This is a genomic window from Desulfobulbaceae bacterium DB1, assembly GCA_001914235.1.
In the GTDB taxonomy this organism is placed as follows: Bacteria; Desulfobacterota; Desulfobulbia; order Desulfobulbales; family SURF-16; genus DB1.
Genome location: MQUF01000011.1, coordinates 57,432 through 72,461 on the forward strand (window position 1 = coordinate 57,432; position 15,030 = coordinate 72,461).

The window sequence follows — 15,030 nt, forward strand, 5'->3', positions numbered from 1 at the left end:
ACATTGAAGCGGTCAATGAAGTCATGCTCCGGGAAATCAGTTCGGTCAACAATCCCATGCTCCGGGAAATTCTCGAATATGGGATTTTTAACGGCGGAAAAAGAATCCGGCCCCTTCTGACAATTTTAGCCGCCCGGCTCTGCACCTTTGCCCGCATGCCGGAAGGGCTTGCCGCAGAAGACGAACTGCAGCCGCCCATCAACCTGTACCGCCTGGCCATGGTTTTTGAATTCCTGCATGGGGCAAGCCTCCTCCATGACGATGTCATCGACCATGCCGATAAAAGACGCGGCAAACCATCGGCCAATGCCGTCTGGGACAACAGCCACGTAATCCTGGCAGGGGATTTTCTCCACACCAGGGCAATGACCCTGGCCGGGACTCTCGGCGGTGAACAGGTGCTTGCCTTGATCGGAGCCGCTACCTCGGCCATGATCGAGGCGGAATTCCTGCAGATGCAGACCGTCGGGGATCGCAACCCGGCAGAAGAAAATTATTTTGGCGTGCTGCGCGGCAAGACGGGTGCATTGATCAGCGCCGCCTGTCAGGTGGGGGGCTATTTTGCCGAAGCCAATGCTGAGCGACAAGCCGCCCTGGGCAATTACGGCAACGCCCTGGGCCTTGCCTTTCAAGTGGTGGACGACCTGCTCGATTATCTCGGCGACCCGGAGAAAACCGGCAAGGCGGTGGGAAATGACTTCATCGAAGGCAAGCTGACCCTGCCCCTGCTGCATGGGCTGCAAAACTGCGATGAATCAGCAGGCGCGGCCATGCTCGCCCTGCTGCGGGACACCCCTGAACAACGAGCCCTGCATGTTGATGACGCACACCGGTTTATCGAGAAATTCAACGGCTTCGCCTATGCCCGTGAAGGGGCGGAAGCGCTTGTTGAAGCGGCGGTTGAGTCCCTTGCCGTTTTCCCTGACTGCCGGGCGCGACAAATCCTGGTCGGCCTGGCTCACTATGTCCTGAACCGGCAGAAATAAATGGCCCGCAAAAAGGCCTCTCGCAAAAAAAAAGGAAAAAATGGCTTTTATTGGACGGGCTTGCTTTTTTTCCTGTCCGCAAGCCTGATTGCCACCTTTTATTTTGTCTTCCTGCGACCCGGAACATTTGACCGGACCATGCAAAGCAGGGAGGAAGCCGGGGGGGCAAAACCACCTGCCGTCCACGAGGAACCCCAGGCACCGTCGGTCCTTGCCCCTTTGCCGTATAAAAAAACCGAGCACAAGGCGGGTCCGGCGGACATTGCCCTGATTATCGACGACATGGGCTACAAGGACCGCATCGGGCGAGAGCTGATCTCGCTTGATCTCAACCTTTCCTTTGCCTTTCTTCCCTTTGCGCCCCACACCCCGGACCTGGCGCACCTGGCCCATGACCGGGGGCGCGACATCCTTCTGCACCTGCCCATGGAAGCCAGAGACAGCAGCCGGCAACCGGGACCGGGCGCCCTGCTCACCTCCATGAGCGACCGGGAAATGACCGCAAGCCTGGAAAAGGATATCCAGGCGGTTCCCTTTGCCCTTGGCGTCAATAACCATATGGGCTCTCGCTTCACCGCGGACCCCCGCGCCATGAAGACCTGCCTGCTGCTGCTCAAAAAAAGAAACCTTTTCTTCCTGGACAGTCTTACCGCCGCGGACTCCGTGGCTTACCGCACCGCGGAAGACGCCGGACTGCCCACCGCCCGCCGTGATGTCTTTCTCGACCACGACCCCAGCCCCGCGGCCATCGCAAGACAACTTGACCTTCTCATCAAGACCGCCGAAAAAAACGGATCCGCCATCGGCATCGGCCACCCGCACCCGGAGACGCTTTCCGTGTTGCGGCAGCATGCGGAAAGTCTGCGGGATCGGGTCAGACTTGTCGGCGTCAGCCGGCTTGTCAGATAAGGGAGAAACCATCATGCACCCGCTTATCACCCTGACCACGGATTTTGGCGGAAGCGATGAATTTGTCGGCGTTATGAAGGGAGTCATCTACAGCCTCTGTCCTGCCGCCGTCATCGTTGATCTGTGCCATGGAGTCAGACCGCAGGATATCCGGCAGGCGGCCCTGATCCTTGCCTCCTCGTACCGTTTTTTCCCGAAAGGATCGATCCACGTCGTCGTTGTCGACCCTGGCGTCGGCACATCGCGCCGGATCGTCCTGTTGCAGGCTGACGATCACCTTTTCCTCCTGCCGGACAACGGCGCGGCAACTCTTCTTCCCCCTCTCCGGCGAGCTTACGAGGTGACGCAGGAGCAGCTCTTTCTTTCCCCTGTCAGCCGGACTTTTCACGGACGCGATATCCTTGCCCCGGTGGCGGCCCATCTTGCCCGCGGACTGTTGCCGGAACAAACCGGTTGCCGCATCGATCCGGAGTCGCTTGCCCGCTTGCCCTTGCCGCCGTTGCAAAAGGGAAAAAACCGCCTGCGCGGCGCGGTGATTGATATCGACCACTTCGGCAACCTCATGACCAATATTGACCGGCCAACCGTGGAAAAAACCTTTCTTGCCGCTGATTTGCCGAACATCACCGTCACCATCGGCGGCCGCTTTCTGCCGGGCATATCTTCTTCCTATGGATCCGTCCCTCCCGGTCAGCCCGTTGCCCTTTTCAACAGCCGCGATTACCTTGAAATCAGCATCAACCACGGCAATTGCGCGCACGAACTGCAGGTAACGCTGGACAGCATCGTCTGTTTAAGCATATAATGATTTACTAAAAACCGATGTCGGCAACAAAACCCTTTACAAAACAACCATCGGAAGCTAAAGAATATAACTAAACACTTAAACTCTTGGTTCACAAATGCACAACGAACACATAGAATCCATTGCCGGGCTACTGAAGACCATGTCCCATCCCATCAGGCTGAAAATCCTCTGCCTCCTCCAGGACAGGGAAATGACGGTGGGCGACCTGCGGGAAGAGGTGAAGACGACAAATGCCAATGTTTCCCAGCATCTGTCCATATTGCGCAATCAAGGGATCATTTCTTTCCGCAAAGACGCAAACTTCATTTTTAACCGCATCAACGACCCGCGCATCCTGCAACTGATCCAGACCATGCGGTCGCTTTTCTGTACCGACAAAAAGGTTTGAGTCGCTTGGCCCGGGCGGCCATTGGAGCAAGGAAACCGGCACAAGGATCCGGAATCAGGTTTTGACGAGATCTGCAACAAGGAGAACAACATGATCATTACAGACTGGGTTCATGTTTTTGCCGGCTTTTTTATCCTGCTCGGCCTCGCATTGGGTGCTGAAGCAAGCCCCGTTTTCATGAGCAGTTACTGGCTGTGGCTGACAGCCTTTGTCGGCGCCAATCTCTTCCAGTTCGGCTTCTCCAAATTCTGCCCCCTTGCCTTCATCCTCAAGGCCCTCGGCGTCCCGGAAAAACGGTAAGACATCATCAGCTTTCCGCGTTTATCCCGGATCGCCCTGCCGATCACCGCGTGATCGCTCTGCGGCCAGGCCGGAAAAAATTCTTTGCCCGATCCGTTCACCGACAGGCACAAACGCCTCTTGCAGCCGAGTATAATCCGCAAAACGGGGCAGCCTGCCGAAAACCTCAAGCCCGCCAAGCTCGCCGATGATCCGCAGATTATCGGCAACCAGCGGATCATCCGCCGCCATGCCGCACTCCTCATCGGAAAAGACCACCCCAAGCAAAGGGATATTGCGGTGCCGCAACGACTCGATGGTGAGCAGGGTATGATTGATGGTGCCCAGGCCGCTGCGGGCGACGATCAGCACAGGCATCTGAAACTGCGGCAGGAAGTCGCAAAGCAGCAGATCCCGCCGCAGAGGCACCATCACCCCGCCCACCCCCTCAACCAACAGCAGATCGTTTTCCAGAACCGCCCGCCAAAAGGCGGTTTTGATCCGCTCCGGATCAACCCGCCGGCCTTCCCGTTCCGCCGCCAAATGAGGAGAAGCCGGCATTCGGAAGCGAAACAGCACCTGGCTGTCGAGCCTCTCCCCGCAAAAAGGCAGATTATTCTTTTCCAGGCAGTAAACCAGATCCTCCGGCATCTCTCCGCCGGTGCTCACCCATTTCTGATAGGAGACCCTGATCCCTTTTTTCAGCAGAAAACCAAGCAGCAAGGCGCTGACCACGGTTTTGCCCACCCCGGTGCCGGTTCCTGCTATGAGCAGGGCCTTATCCATTGTTTTCTTTCCCATTTTTCAGCCCGTCACCGCGCTCCCGCCTTTTGCCCGGAGGCCCTCAGAAAAAAGACCTGATAGGAGATTTCATAGCCGCCCTGTCCGCTGAACCAGCTTTCCAATCGGGCAATTTTCCCGCGGGTAATGGCCGGCAGGTCGGGATGATAGCCTCCGGTGCCGGTTTTGCTGATATGATTGAGCAAACTGCGCAAGGACGGGTAACTTCGCCTGTAGATCTTTTCCACAACCACGACATCACTGAAGCTGTTGCGCGCCATTCGGCCGATCTCCTCTTTCCCGGCAAACCGCCCGGCCGCCACCGTCACCTGTTTGCCGAAAACGGCGGCAAGGCCGGTTGCCAGCTCGCGCAGCGACTCCGGACCGTAGAAAGAGGCGAGAAAAACCCCGTTTCCGTCAAGGGCGCGGGCGCTGTTGACCAGGGCCAGGCCGATATCATCAAACCACTGCATGGTGGCGTTGCTTGTCACAAGATCAAACCTTTTTTCGTTTTCACGGAGAAACAATTCGCCGTCCCGGCAGATGAAGGAAACACGGGATCGTTCGGCAAGCATCGCTTCGGCCCGGCTGATCATGCCCCGGGCAAAATCAATGGCCGTTATCCGGGCCAGGGGGAACCTGTCGGCCAGGCGCGCGGTGAAACCGCCGGTGCCGCAGCCGATTTCCAGAACCTGGCCGGGAATAAAATCCTCCGGCAGCATAGCGAGAAGTCCGGCGCCGCTTTCTTTCTGCACCAGGGCGTATTCATCGTAGGTGGACGCGGCCTTGGAAAAACGACGGCTGATTGTTTCCTTCCTCTCTTTATTCATCGCATTCGATCAAGCAGCACCATATGCCCCCCATGGGAAACCACATGGCATTCCATAGCCGGCAAGCGCACCATTTCGGCAAACGGCGCCACCACATCCTTGCGACCGTGCAGCACAGAGATGGGCACATCGACCGTTACCGGGGAAGAAAAACGAAATTGCGCAAGATAATCAAGCCCGGCCGCAAGTATGCCCAGGTCCAGGCGTTGCAGGTAATCATCCTCAAGCCGGGCGACAAACTGCCGGTATTCCTGCTTATAGCCGAGAAAACATTTTCGATAAAAGCCGCGCATGAAATCCCCCGGCCCTTCCTGCAGCCCCATTCTGATCGCCCCTATTTCCTCCGGCGGCCAGCGCCGACGCATTGACACCAGAGTCAGCCGCTCAACCAATTCGGGATGGGAACGGGTGAAATCAAGGCCGAGCTGAGCCCCCATGGACCAGCCGACAATGGAAATCATGACCCCATGCCTGCGCACGAAAGCCGAAAGATCCTTTTCCAGCTCCGGCGGGTTGACAAAGGAATCAGGCAAAATGATTGTCCGGCCGGGGAAAAGGTGAAAAAGAGGGGCCATGCGGCCGTCAAAACCCCATCCGGGCAGAAAAAGCACGGGAGAAGCAGTCGAATGCGGAGCGTGAACAAAAGAAAAATTCATCAGGGCAAACTAAAAACGGAATGAAAGCCAGGACGGCTTCTTTGTTTTTTTGCAGAACGAGGAGCCGTCATCGCCATCACCCGCGGCACGGGGACATTCTTTACCGGTCGCCGCTGCTTCAAAAAATTTCAGTCTCTCCTCCAGTCGCCCATACTCCAGCAGCAGCTTTTCATTTTTTTCCCGCTCATGCTCCAGTTGCGCGGCGAGCTGATGCGCCAGGTCATCACCTGCGGCCGAGGCATGCCCGGCAAACGCTTCATGCTGCTGATCGACCTGCAGGCGTAAGGCATCAAGCGCACGCTCAAGGGAGGAAAGCCGCCGGGCAAAAGAGTCCGGTCCGTTTTCCGCTGCGACGAACCGGTCCGGGGCGGAAGATGCCGGCACAGGCGCGCCAGGTGGCGCGACCGACGCCATGCCGCCCTTGTCGGCCAACACCTGGGAAACGGTTTCCTTGTCAATGCGTCTTAATTCATCGGCAAAACCATACACCAGGGACGAATCGCAAAGAAGATTGATGGTGCGCGGCGTACCGCCTGAAGCACGATAAACTTCATCCACCGCCTCGGAACTGAACAAGCCGCCGTCACCTCCCACTTTTTCCAGGCGGGAGGCGATATAGGCGCCGGTTTCCTCTCGATCAAGGGGCGTCAGATGATAGCTGACCCCGATGCGCTGGGCGAGCTGGGCAAGGGCGGGACGCTTCAGCTTGGCCGCGAGCTCGGGTTGCCCGACAAGCATGATCTGCAGCAGAAGATTGTCGTCCGCCTGGAGATTGGAGAGCATGCGAACCTCTTCCAGCACCTCTTCGGAAAGATTCTGCGCCTCGTCAATGACGAGCAAGACCTTGCAGCGCCGCGCATATTTCTCAATCAAAAAATGATAAATCTGTTCGAGATGATGTGTTTTGTCATGGCTTTCGGTCGGCAATTCAAACTCCCGGAGAAGCAGACGGAGAAGCTGATCCGCCGTGACATTGGTGTTGAAAACCACCGCCACCTCAATTTCTTTCTCAAACTGATTGAGAATATGACGGATCAAGGTTGTTTTGCCGGTGCCGATTTCCCCGGTGAGCAGAATAAACCCCATCCCTTCGCGAATGCCGTATTCGAGATAGGTAAGGGCGTGCCGATGCTTGCGGCTCAGATAAAGGAAATTCGGATTGGGGACGATCTGAAACGGCTTGCCGCTCAATCCGTAAAATTTTTCATACATAGGCTGGTCCGGCTTTCCTCAAACGAAAAGCCCTTACTCGCGGCTTCGATCATTGAACACGAAGCCGAGAAATTTTTCCTTGGGAAGAAGCTCAACCGCTTTTTTGACATCGTTCAAGGAAGTCACCCCTTTTTCCACCACCATGATGATACAATCGACAAGCGGCGCAAACACCATGGCATCAGCCCCATCCAGCACCGCCGGGACATCAAGCAGCACATAGCGGTCATCATACCTGCCCTTCATCTCGGCCAGCAGATCCTGCATCTTCGGCGAGCCAAGCAGCTCGGTGCTGTCGGAAACAGTGCGGCCCCCGGAAATAACCGTCAACTTCTCCACCCCCGGCCAGATAATGCAATCCTTTAAAGGCCGGTTATCCTCCAGGTAATCGATCAGCCCCCGGTCACTGGCAAAACCAAGATAATTGCGGATATCCTGTTTTTTCAAATCACAGTCAACCAGCAGGACGGTCTGCTGATATTCACGGGCAAACGTCAGGGCCAGATTGATGGAGGTCACCGTCTTCCCCTCCCCCGGCCGAACACTGGTAATCATGATGGTGTTCATTCCCTTTTCCCGGGCATAATGGCGAATGCGGGTGCGCAAAACCTTATACGCATCAAGTTGCGGCGCATCAGGCGAAATGCAGACACATCTGTTGCGCCGCAGTTTATTCGGATCGAGTCTGACCGAAATAGACTCCGAATAAACCGGAGACTGCCAGCAGGTGGAAAAAATTTCTCCCGTTGACGGGGGCCGTTCTCCTGCATCCCGTTCCCGGTCCGCGTTCTCCTCCCCCGGCTCATCGAACCCTTCCAACCGGTCTTTATTCGCCTTATCCAATGCCTTTCGTAATTTCATCCGCTTTCTCCATCGGGAAGGACGCAGGGTCCCGCACCGGCCAGGGCCTTTCTCGCACGCAGGCCGGCACAGCTATGCCGACGCGATCTTGTCGGGAAAGGATTCCCGGCAACCAGCGCTTCACATGACTTTTCGCAGCAGTTCCGCCCACAAAACATTCAGATCCATCACCAGAAAATGGAAGGCGACAACCGCGGCAGCCGCAACGACCAGAACGGAGACAACCCAACACAGCCGGCGGCATGTCCGCTGCCGCGTGTCGTCCTCGGTAACGATTGCCGGGATCACCGCCAGCACCGGAAATGACGTTTCCCGTTCCAGAACTTCCGGTCGCCGGACGGAAAGGTCCAGGAATTCCGATACCGCGGCGCAGGCACCTCCAGCCCCGACACCAAGGACGATTCCAGCAATAAAGAGCGCCCACCTGTTCGGCTTATAGGGTTTTTCCGGCAAGCGCGCCGGATCGATCAGGGTGAAGCGCTCGGCCTTCTGATCTTTTTCCAGGCCATAAGCGACATTCGCCTCCATCAACTTACGGGACAAATCATCAAATTTCGCCTGCATATCCCGCCTTTCGGCAAGCAGGTCGTTATATGCCTGCTCCACATGGGGGATTGCCTCAATCCACTTATTCAGCTTTTCTATTTTTCCCCGCAGATCGGCCGACTGCCTTTCCACTGACTTAATTTCAGCCCGTATGCCGGAAAGCTGGGACGAAAGGGCGATATAGGCGGGATTGTCCGGCAGCGCATCGGGGTTTGCCGCCTTTTGCCCGGCAAGACTGTTTGTCAGTTTGGCAATTTCCTGCCGGGTTTTCACGACATCGGGGTATTCGTCGGTGTAACGGGCTTCCAGGCTGGACAAATCGGCTTTCAACGCCGCCAGCCTTTTCATCTCTTCCATTTCCATCCGCGGCGCAATATTGGCAAGACCCGCCAGCAGCCCGTTTTCCCGCTCCCGCAATGTCCGCAGCTGATCATTAAGCCTTTCAATGGCCGCCTCGGCCGTATGACGGCTTTGCAGATTAACCGGCAGAACCTCCGGCAGCTCATTAATATGCTTCTCTTTAAAAGCGGCAATGTCGCGGGCGATCTCATCAAGACGCAACTTTATTTTCTGCTGCTCTTCCTCCAGAAAGGAAGTGGCGTCCAGCGCCTGCCGCTCACGCACCTGCAGATTTTCTTCAAGAAAAAGAGCGGCGAGAATATTGGCCACCTTCTGCACCTTTTCCGGCCTTTCCCGCGCTTCATAGGACAAGGTGAAAGCAATGGTCGCCGTTGCCTGCTGCCCGGTACGGCGGTCGACAATTTCCGTGCTGATATACTCGAGATTGATATCTTCCCGCATTTTTTCCACAATTTCTTCCGTGGAAACTTTTGCCGTCAGGTCCGCGTAAAGATTTTGATGTTTGATGATTTCCAGCAGCCTGTTTGTACTCATGATCCGTTGATGGATTGACTGAAGACGCTTCTCCGCATAACTGGTCACCGTACTCATGGCGAAATCGGCAGGTATCTCCTGCTCTTCAATGAGAATGGTGGAAACGGATTTGTACACCGGCGGCAGCGTCAAAGCCACTCCGGCTGCAACCAGCACGACCACAAGAAAGGGAACAACAAGGGAAACCTTACGGCGCTTCAGCACCGCCAGAAATTCGTTCGGCGTTCTTTGATGTTCTCCCATCCGCTCTCCTTCACGTCGCATAATCAAGGTGATAACCGGCCGTCTTCCTTGTCTTCTTCCGTATAATACTGATTTTGTCACGTTTGGCAAAGGAGTAACCGTTCCCCGGCAGCGGAAAAATGCGGATGGCCTCTTTCTTCCGTCGTGACAAAAGTCATATCACCCTGCCTGCCCCTTAAAGAAACGATGTTTTTCGTGTACTTCTCATCAAGAGACTTGAACAAAAGCACACGAAACGGTAGGCTTCAGTTACTTTTTCATGTCACGCTGTTTTCGCATGCATTGCGCCGTGCTTGCGGGGCACAATCCGAAATCATCAGCGATTCCCGACAATTGTCTCTTTATCGGGATGAGACGGAAACGTCACGGCAACCTTATAACTCAAGGCGACCCCATTATTGTGCAGCTTTTTCGACCGAAATCATTTCTCATCCTGCTGCTGGCGTCTTTTCTTTTCGTCGCCCTGCCGCTGCTGGCCGCGCTTGCCGGCTCCGCCTACTTCATGGACAAAATGGCGGCCAAAAGCACCCAGGCCGTTTTTCGATCAGCCGATTCGGCCCGGGTCAGCCGCATGCTCCTGGAACAGCTTGTCGCTCAAGAGCGACAGGCCCGGCTTTATGATATTCTGGCGGAAGCGGAAAATCTTGTCGGTTTCAGCGAAAAACACGAAAGCATCCAGCTCTTGCTGGAGCAACTGGTGAATTTTCCATTTTCCCCTGAAGTCCAAAGCAGCATCGCCAAGCTGCAGATGCTGGAAAGTGAAGTTTTTACCGTGCTCGCGACAGAAAAAGCTTCCCGCAAAAGAAAAATCGCCCTGGCGCGCTATCAGGAGATAAACGACCTGGCCCATGCGGTTCAGAATGCAAGCCATAAACTGATGATGCAGGAAACCGAATCCCTCCAGAAAGAGGCCCTCCGGTATCAGCAAATGATGTTCTGGCTCACCTGCATCCTCTTTTTTGCATGCCTTTTGCTCATTTCCTTTTTCGCCTCTCTGCTCATCCGGCCGATTCGCCAGATCGACAAGGGAATCCTCCGGCTGGGCGAGGGTGATTTCGTCACGCCCATTTCCGTTTCCGGCCCTCAGGATCTGGAATTTCTCGGCACCAAGCTTGATTGGCTTCGGGACCGGCTGGCGGAGCTGGAAAAGGAAAGGAATAAATTCGTCGCCCATATTTCCCACGAATTAAAAACGCCTCTTTCCTCCATCCGGGAAAGCGCCGGCCTGCTCGGTGAAGAACTTGCCGGACCGCTCACCACCCAGCAAAAGGAGGTGGTCAGAATCCTCTCCAACAACAGCAGGCTGCTGCAGACGCTCATCGAGAACATTGTCAATTTCAATATGGCCCAGGCCAGGCACGTCCCTCCGAGAAAGGAGCCTTTTGCCCTTGACCGTATGATTTTCGAGATTACCGAGGACCTGAAACCGATCCTGCTGGCCAATTCGCTTTCCCTGCAACAGAACCTTGCGCCGGTTTCCATCAACGGCGACCGCAACCAGATCAGAACCGTCATTGACAATGTTCTTTCCAATGCCATAAAACATTCGCCGACCGAAAGCGTCATTGCGATCAGCCTGAATGCCGACAACGGGAAGGCGGTTATCGACATTATCGATGCAGGTCCGGGCATCCCCGCCGAAGAACTCTCGAAAATCTTCCTCCCCTTTTATCAGGGAAAAAGCGGGACAAAAGGCCGGGTCAAGGGAACCGGACTCGGCCTGGCCATAGCCCGTGAATACATAACCAACCACCAGGGGACCATTGCCGCCCTGCCGGATATCCCTGAAGGCGCTCATTTTCGACTTATTTTGCCGCTTGAGGTAATTTCGTGATAAAAATCATCCACGCCATACTCTTTTTTACCCTGTCATCCACCATATTGTGCATGAATATTGCATGCTGTATTCAGCAACCGGTGGAGATCATTGTTCCGGAAAGCCGTAAAGAAAAAGTCAGGGTCAGCAACCTGCACCCGCCGACAGAGCAGATTCTCACCTGCCTGGAAAACAGTGCAAATTTGTCGACTGACGAATTAAACAACGAATACGCCAGGACGAGAGAAGATTTTATTGCCGACAGAAACGATGAAAAACGCATCAGGCTTATCTGTCTCTGCCTGGCACGCCTTGACGAACCGGACTCCCTGGAATACGCACAGGAGCTGATGAAAGACATGGAACAGTTCAACGCAACCGCCTACCCCGACATCAGGGGACTTGCCGCATTACTCAATTACTTCGAGCACCTGCAAAAAAAAAGGGTCGCCGAGGTAAACAAAGCGCGACATGAAGTGAATGCATTAAAGAAACAGGTCGAACATCTGAAAAACATTGAAGAAATCATCAACGAACGCACCAATGTCAATTAAACCTCGAATACTGCTGGTTGACGATGACACCGATCTGTTAAGCCTCTTCAGCATCCGCTTGCAGAGTCAGGGATTTGACGTCATGACCGCGGAAAGCGGCGAACAGGCCCTGTCCCGCATCCCAATCCTCAACCCTCACCTGCTCATCACCGATCTGCGCATGGGCGAAATGGACGGCCTGGCCCTTTTCGAAGCCGTGCACAAGATCAACAGCTCCCTGCCGGTCATTGTCATCACGGCCCACGGCTCCATTCCGGAAGCGGTTGAAGCAACCCAAAAAGGAGTCTTTTCCTTTCTCACCAAACCGGTGGACAGCCACAAGCTTCTCCAGGAAATCAATGCCGCCCTGACCATCGCCGGCAACCCAACCGAGGAAAACGAGGACGAAAAAAACAACGACTGGTGCCGTGAAATTATTTACAAAAGCAGTGCCATGGCCAATCTCATGCACAAGGCCAAACTCGTTGCCCAAAGCGACGCGGGCGTTCTGATTCTGGGCGAAAGCGGCACGGGCAAGGAACTGCTTGCCAATGCCATTCACCGGGCCAGCGCCAGGGCGGCAGGCCCTTTTGTCCCGGTCAACTGCGCAGCCATCCCGGAGGCACTGCTGGAATCCGAACTTTTCGGCCACGCCAAGGGCTCCTTCACCGGTGCCGCGACAAACTATGCGGGCCTCTTCAAAACCGCCGATACCGGCACCCTTTTCCTTGATGAAATTGGCGACATGCCCCTTTCCCTCCAGGTAAAACTGCTGCGCGTGCTGCAGGAAAAACAGGTCCGCTCCATCGGTTCGCCCACGGCCGTCGACGTCGATGTCCGCATCATTTCCGCCACCCATCGCAAAATCGAAGAGGAAGTGCGGGGAAAAACCTTCCGGGAAGATCTCTTTTACCGCCTCAATGTCGTCAGCCTGGAAATCCCCCCCCTGCATACACGGAGGGAAGACATCCCGCTGCTTGCCCACTATTTCATCAAAAAACTGACAACCCAGAACAACAGGGAAATCAGTGGATTTTCCCCGGCCGCCATGAAACTGCTCATGGAAGCGCCCTGGCCCGGCAATGTCCGGCAGTTGCAGAACGTCATCGAACAAACCGTCGCTCTTTCTCCCACCCCGCTTATCTCTGAAAGCCTTCTTGCCGACGCCCTCAAGGATAAACCGATGAAAATCGTTCCCTTTGCCGATGCGCGCCGTCAGTTCGAACAGGAATATCTTGTCCACCTCCTCCAGGCGACACGAGGCAATGTGACCGAGGCAGCCCGCCAGGCCAAACGCAACAGAACCGACTTCTACAAACTCCTCAATCGCCACCACATCGTTCCCAGCCTTTTTAAGGACTGAAATTCTTTCCTTTTGCTTTCTCAACTTTCCTTGGTTATAAAAGTGTGTGCATGTTGCTTCACGGCAGTATCGTCAAGCAGCGAAAACCATAAATTACACACCTGATGCAAACACGTGAAGTGCGCATATCAGGCGTGCGAGCCGGAACATCCCAAACATTTATCATGAACGAATATTCGGAAAGCCTTCTTGTCCACTTCAGGCGGAGCGAAACATTAAAAAAAGAAGCGGTCGACCTTGCCTCCCTTGATCTCAACCTGCGGCAGCTCTGCGATCTTGAACTGCTCCTGAACCGTGCCTTCTACCCCCTTGACGGCTATCTTTCCCACCAGGATTACCTGTCGGTGCTCGACCGGATGCGGCTTGCGGACGGCACCGTCTGGCCCATGCCGATCTGTCTTGATGTTCCGCAAAAAACGGCGCAACTGCTCAAAAGCGGAGACAAACTCGCCTTAAACGACGAAGAAGGTTTTCTGCTGGCCATTCTCACCGTGACCGACATCTGGCAGCCCGACAAGAAAAAGGAGGCGCTCGCCGTGTTCGGCACAGATGACGCCACGCGTCACCCCGGCGTCGCCTATCTTTATGACAATATCGGTGACTGGTATCTGGGCGGCACCCTGGAAGGCCTGACCCTGCCCGTGCATTACGACTTCAAGGAACTACGGCTGACCCCGGCGGAAAGCCACCGTCTTTTTTCGCTTAACGGCTGGCGCCACGTTATCGGTTTTCACACCGACGCCTATCTCCATTGCGCCCACAAGGAGATGATTCTCAAGGCCGCCCGCGAAGCCGGGGCCAGCATCTTCCTGCAGGCCGTCGCCGGACTTGACCATCCCGGCCACCTTGACCACTACACCCATGTTCGCTGTTACCAGGAATTTATCAAAAAATTCCCGAAAAACATGATCAGCCTCGGCCTTCTGCCGCTGGCCAGCCGCTGGGCCGGGCCGCGCGAGGCGCTGTGGCAGGCTGTTATCAAAAAAAATTACGGCTGCTCCCACTTTCTCGTTTCCGCCGACCACGGCGACCCCTTTGCCAGCCGACTTGAAAAAGAAAATTTCTATCCGGCCAACGAAGCGCAAAAGCTGGTGAAAAGCTTTGAAGAAGAGGTCGGAATCAAGATGGTTGCCGAAGAAAAGATGGTGTATGCGGAGGATAAGGCCCAGTATGTCCCCCTGCATCAGGTTAGTGACGACATGGCGGTCAAAACCATCTCATCCAGCGAACTGCAGCGTCGGCTGGAAAACGGGCTGGACATCCCGGAATGGTTTTCGTATCCGGAAATCGTCGCCGAATTGCGACGCGCCTTCCCGCCACGTTCCAAACAAGGTTTCACCATCTTTATCACCGGCCTCTCCGGTTCCGGCAAATCAACCCTGGCCAAGGTTCTGATGGTGAAATTCCTGGAAATGCGGGATCGACCGGTAACCCTGCTTGACGGAGATATTGTCCGCAAGAATCTATCGAGCGAACTGAACTTTTCCAAGGAACACCGTCACCTCAATATCACCCGGATCGGCTTCGTTGCCAGCGAAATAACCAAAAACGGAGGCATCGCCCTCTGCGCCCCCATTGCTCCCTATGAAGAATCGCGCCAGGCCAACCGGGCGCTGATCAGCAAATGCGGCGGGTATATCGAAGTTTACATGGCCACCCCTCTTCAGGTCTGCGAAAAGCGCGACAGAAAAGGACTCTACGCCAAGGCGCGGGCGGGGAAAATCCCGGTCTTCACCGGCGTTTCCGATCCCTACACCCCGCCCACGCATCCCGAGATCACCATTGATACCAGCGAAATGACCCCGGCGGAGGCAGCCCAGGAGGTCATGCTGTACCTGGAGGAAAAGGGGTATATCCGCTGATCGGAAGGCTTTCGGCACGATTTTTTAAATCCGCGACCAACGCCGAACAGCCGTTGGTCGCGAA

At 55.3% G+C, this 15,030-nt stretch carries 15 protein-coding genes; 9 read left to right on the forward strand and 6 right to left on the reverse strand.

What is annotated here, in order from left to right; all coding sequences use genetic code 11:
* Positions 1 to 23: 23 nt before the first annotated feature.
* From BM485_10890 to BM485_10910, 5 genes are all read left to right on the forward strand, one after another.
* On the forward strand, positions 24 to 986 hold the full coding sequence (locus tag BM485_10890; GenBank protein ID OKY75012.1) for a hypothetical protein: 963 nt from the start codon (positions 24 to 26) through the stop codon (positions 984 to 986).
* Complete coding sequence (locus tag BM485_10895; GenBank protein ID OKY74937.1) at positions 987 to 1,895, forward strand: hypothetical protein; 909 nt, start codon at positions 987 to 989, stop codon at positions 1,893 to 1,895.
* A 13-nt stretch (positions 1,896 to 1,908) separates the two neighbouring features.
* The gene (locus tag BM485_10900; GenBank protein ID OKY74938.1) at positions 1,909 to 2,700 is read left to right on the forward strand and encodes a hypothetical protein; all 792 of its coding nucleotides are present in this window, start codon (positions 1,909 to 1,911) and stop codon (positions 2,698 to 2,700) included.
* 97 nt (positions 2,701 to 2,797) lie between these two features.
* A complete protein-coding gene (locus BM485_10905) occupies positions 2,798 to 3,091 on the forward strand; it encodes a transcriptional regulator (protein OKY74939.1) in 294 nt (97 codons plus the stop codon).
* Positions 3,092 to 3,181: 90 nt separating this feature from the next.
* On the forward strand, positions 3,182 to 3,391 hold the full coding sequence (locus tag BM485_10910; protein OKY75013.1) for a sulfurtransferase: 210 nt from the start codon (positions 3,182 to 3,184) through the stop codon (positions 3,389 to 3,391).
* A 21-nt stretch (positions 3,392 to 3,412) separates the two neighbouring features.
* Here BM485_10910 and BM485_10915 read toward each other — a convergent pair whose 3' ends face one another.
* The 6 genes from BM485_10915 to BM485_10940 all read right to left on the reverse strand — a co-directional run bounded on the left by BM485_10915 (position 3,413) and on the right by BM485_10940 (position 9,392).
* Complete coding sequence (locus BM485_10915) at positions 3,413 to 4,171, reverse strand: dethiobiotin synthase (GenBank protein ID OKY74940.1); 759 nt, start codon at positions 4,169 to 4,171, stop codon at positions 3,413 to 3,415.
* 11 nt (positions 4,172 to 4,182) lie between these two features.
* Positions 4,183 to 4,980 (reverse strand): hypothetical protein, encoded by a 798-nt coding sequence (locus BM485_10920; GenBank protein OKY74941.1) that lies wholly within the window; start codon positions 4,978 to 4,980, stop codon positions 4,183 to 4,185.
* Positions 4,977 to 5,636 (reverse strand): hypothetical protein, encoded by a 660-nt coding sequence (locus tag BM485_10925; GenBank protein OKY74942.1) that lies wholly within the window; start codon positions 5,634 to 5,636, stop codon positions 4,977 to 4,979. The genes BM485_10920 and BM485_10925 overlap by 4 nt, the downstream gene beginning before the upstream one ends.
* A gap of 9 nt (positions 5,637 to 5,645) precedes the next feature.
* Positions 5,646 to 6,848 (reverse strand): hypothetical protein, encoded by a 1,203-nt coding sequence (locus BM485_10930; protein ID OKY74943.1) that lies wholly within the window; start codon positions 6,846 to 6,848, stop codon positions 5,646 to 5,648.
* 33 nt (positions 6,849 to 6,881) lie between these two features.
* On the reverse strand, positions 6,882 to 7,709 hold the full coding sequence (locus BM485_10935) for a hypothetical protein (GenBank protein OKY74944.1): 828 nt from the start codon (positions 7,707 to 7,709) through the stop codon (positions 6,882 to 6,884).
* A gap of 120 nt (positions 7,710 to 7,829) precedes the next feature.
* On the reverse strand, positions 7,830 to 9,392 hold the full coding sequence (locus tag BM485_10940; GenBank protein OKY74945.1) for a hypothetical protein: 1,563 nt from the start codon (positions 9,390 to 9,392) through the stop codon (positions 7,830 to 7,832).
* Positions 9,393 to 9,768: 376 nt separating this feature from the next.
* On the opposite strand from BM485_10940, the gene BM485_10945 reads away from it, so the two are divergent.
* From BM485_10945 to BM485_10960, 4 genes are all read left to right on the forward strand, one after another.
* The gene (locus BM485_10945; GenBank protein OKY75014.1) at positions 9,769 to 11,226 is read left to right on the forward strand and encodes a hypothetical protein; all 1,458 of its coding nucleotides are present in this window, start codon (positions 9,769 to 9,771) and stop codon (positions 11,224 to 11,226) included.
* Positions 11,223 to 11,762 carry a hypothetical protein gene (locus tag BM485_10950; GenBank protein ID OKY74946.1) on the forward strand — a complete coding sequence of 180 codons (540 nt, stop codon included), beginning with the start codon at positions 11,223 to 11,225 and terminating at the stop codon, positions 11,760 to 11,762. Before BM485_10945 ends, BM485_10950 begins: the two co-directional genes overlap by 4 nt.
* Positions 11,752 to 13,104, forward strand: coding sequence for a two-component system response regulator GlrR (locus BM485_10955; protein ID OKY74947.1), 1,353 nt, complete (start codon positions 11,752 to 11,754; stop codon positions 13,102 to 13,104). Before BM485_10950 ends, BM485_10955 begins: the two co-directional genes overlap by 11 nt.
* Positions 13,105 to 13,268: 164 nt before the next feature.
* Positions 13,269 to 14,966, forward strand: coding sequence for an adenylyl-sulfate kinase (locus BM485_10960; GenBank protein OKY74948.1), 1,698 nt, complete (start codon positions 13,269 to 13,271; stop codon positions 14,964 to 14,966).
* The last annotated feature ends 64 nt before the right edge of the window (positions 14,967 to 15,030 follow it).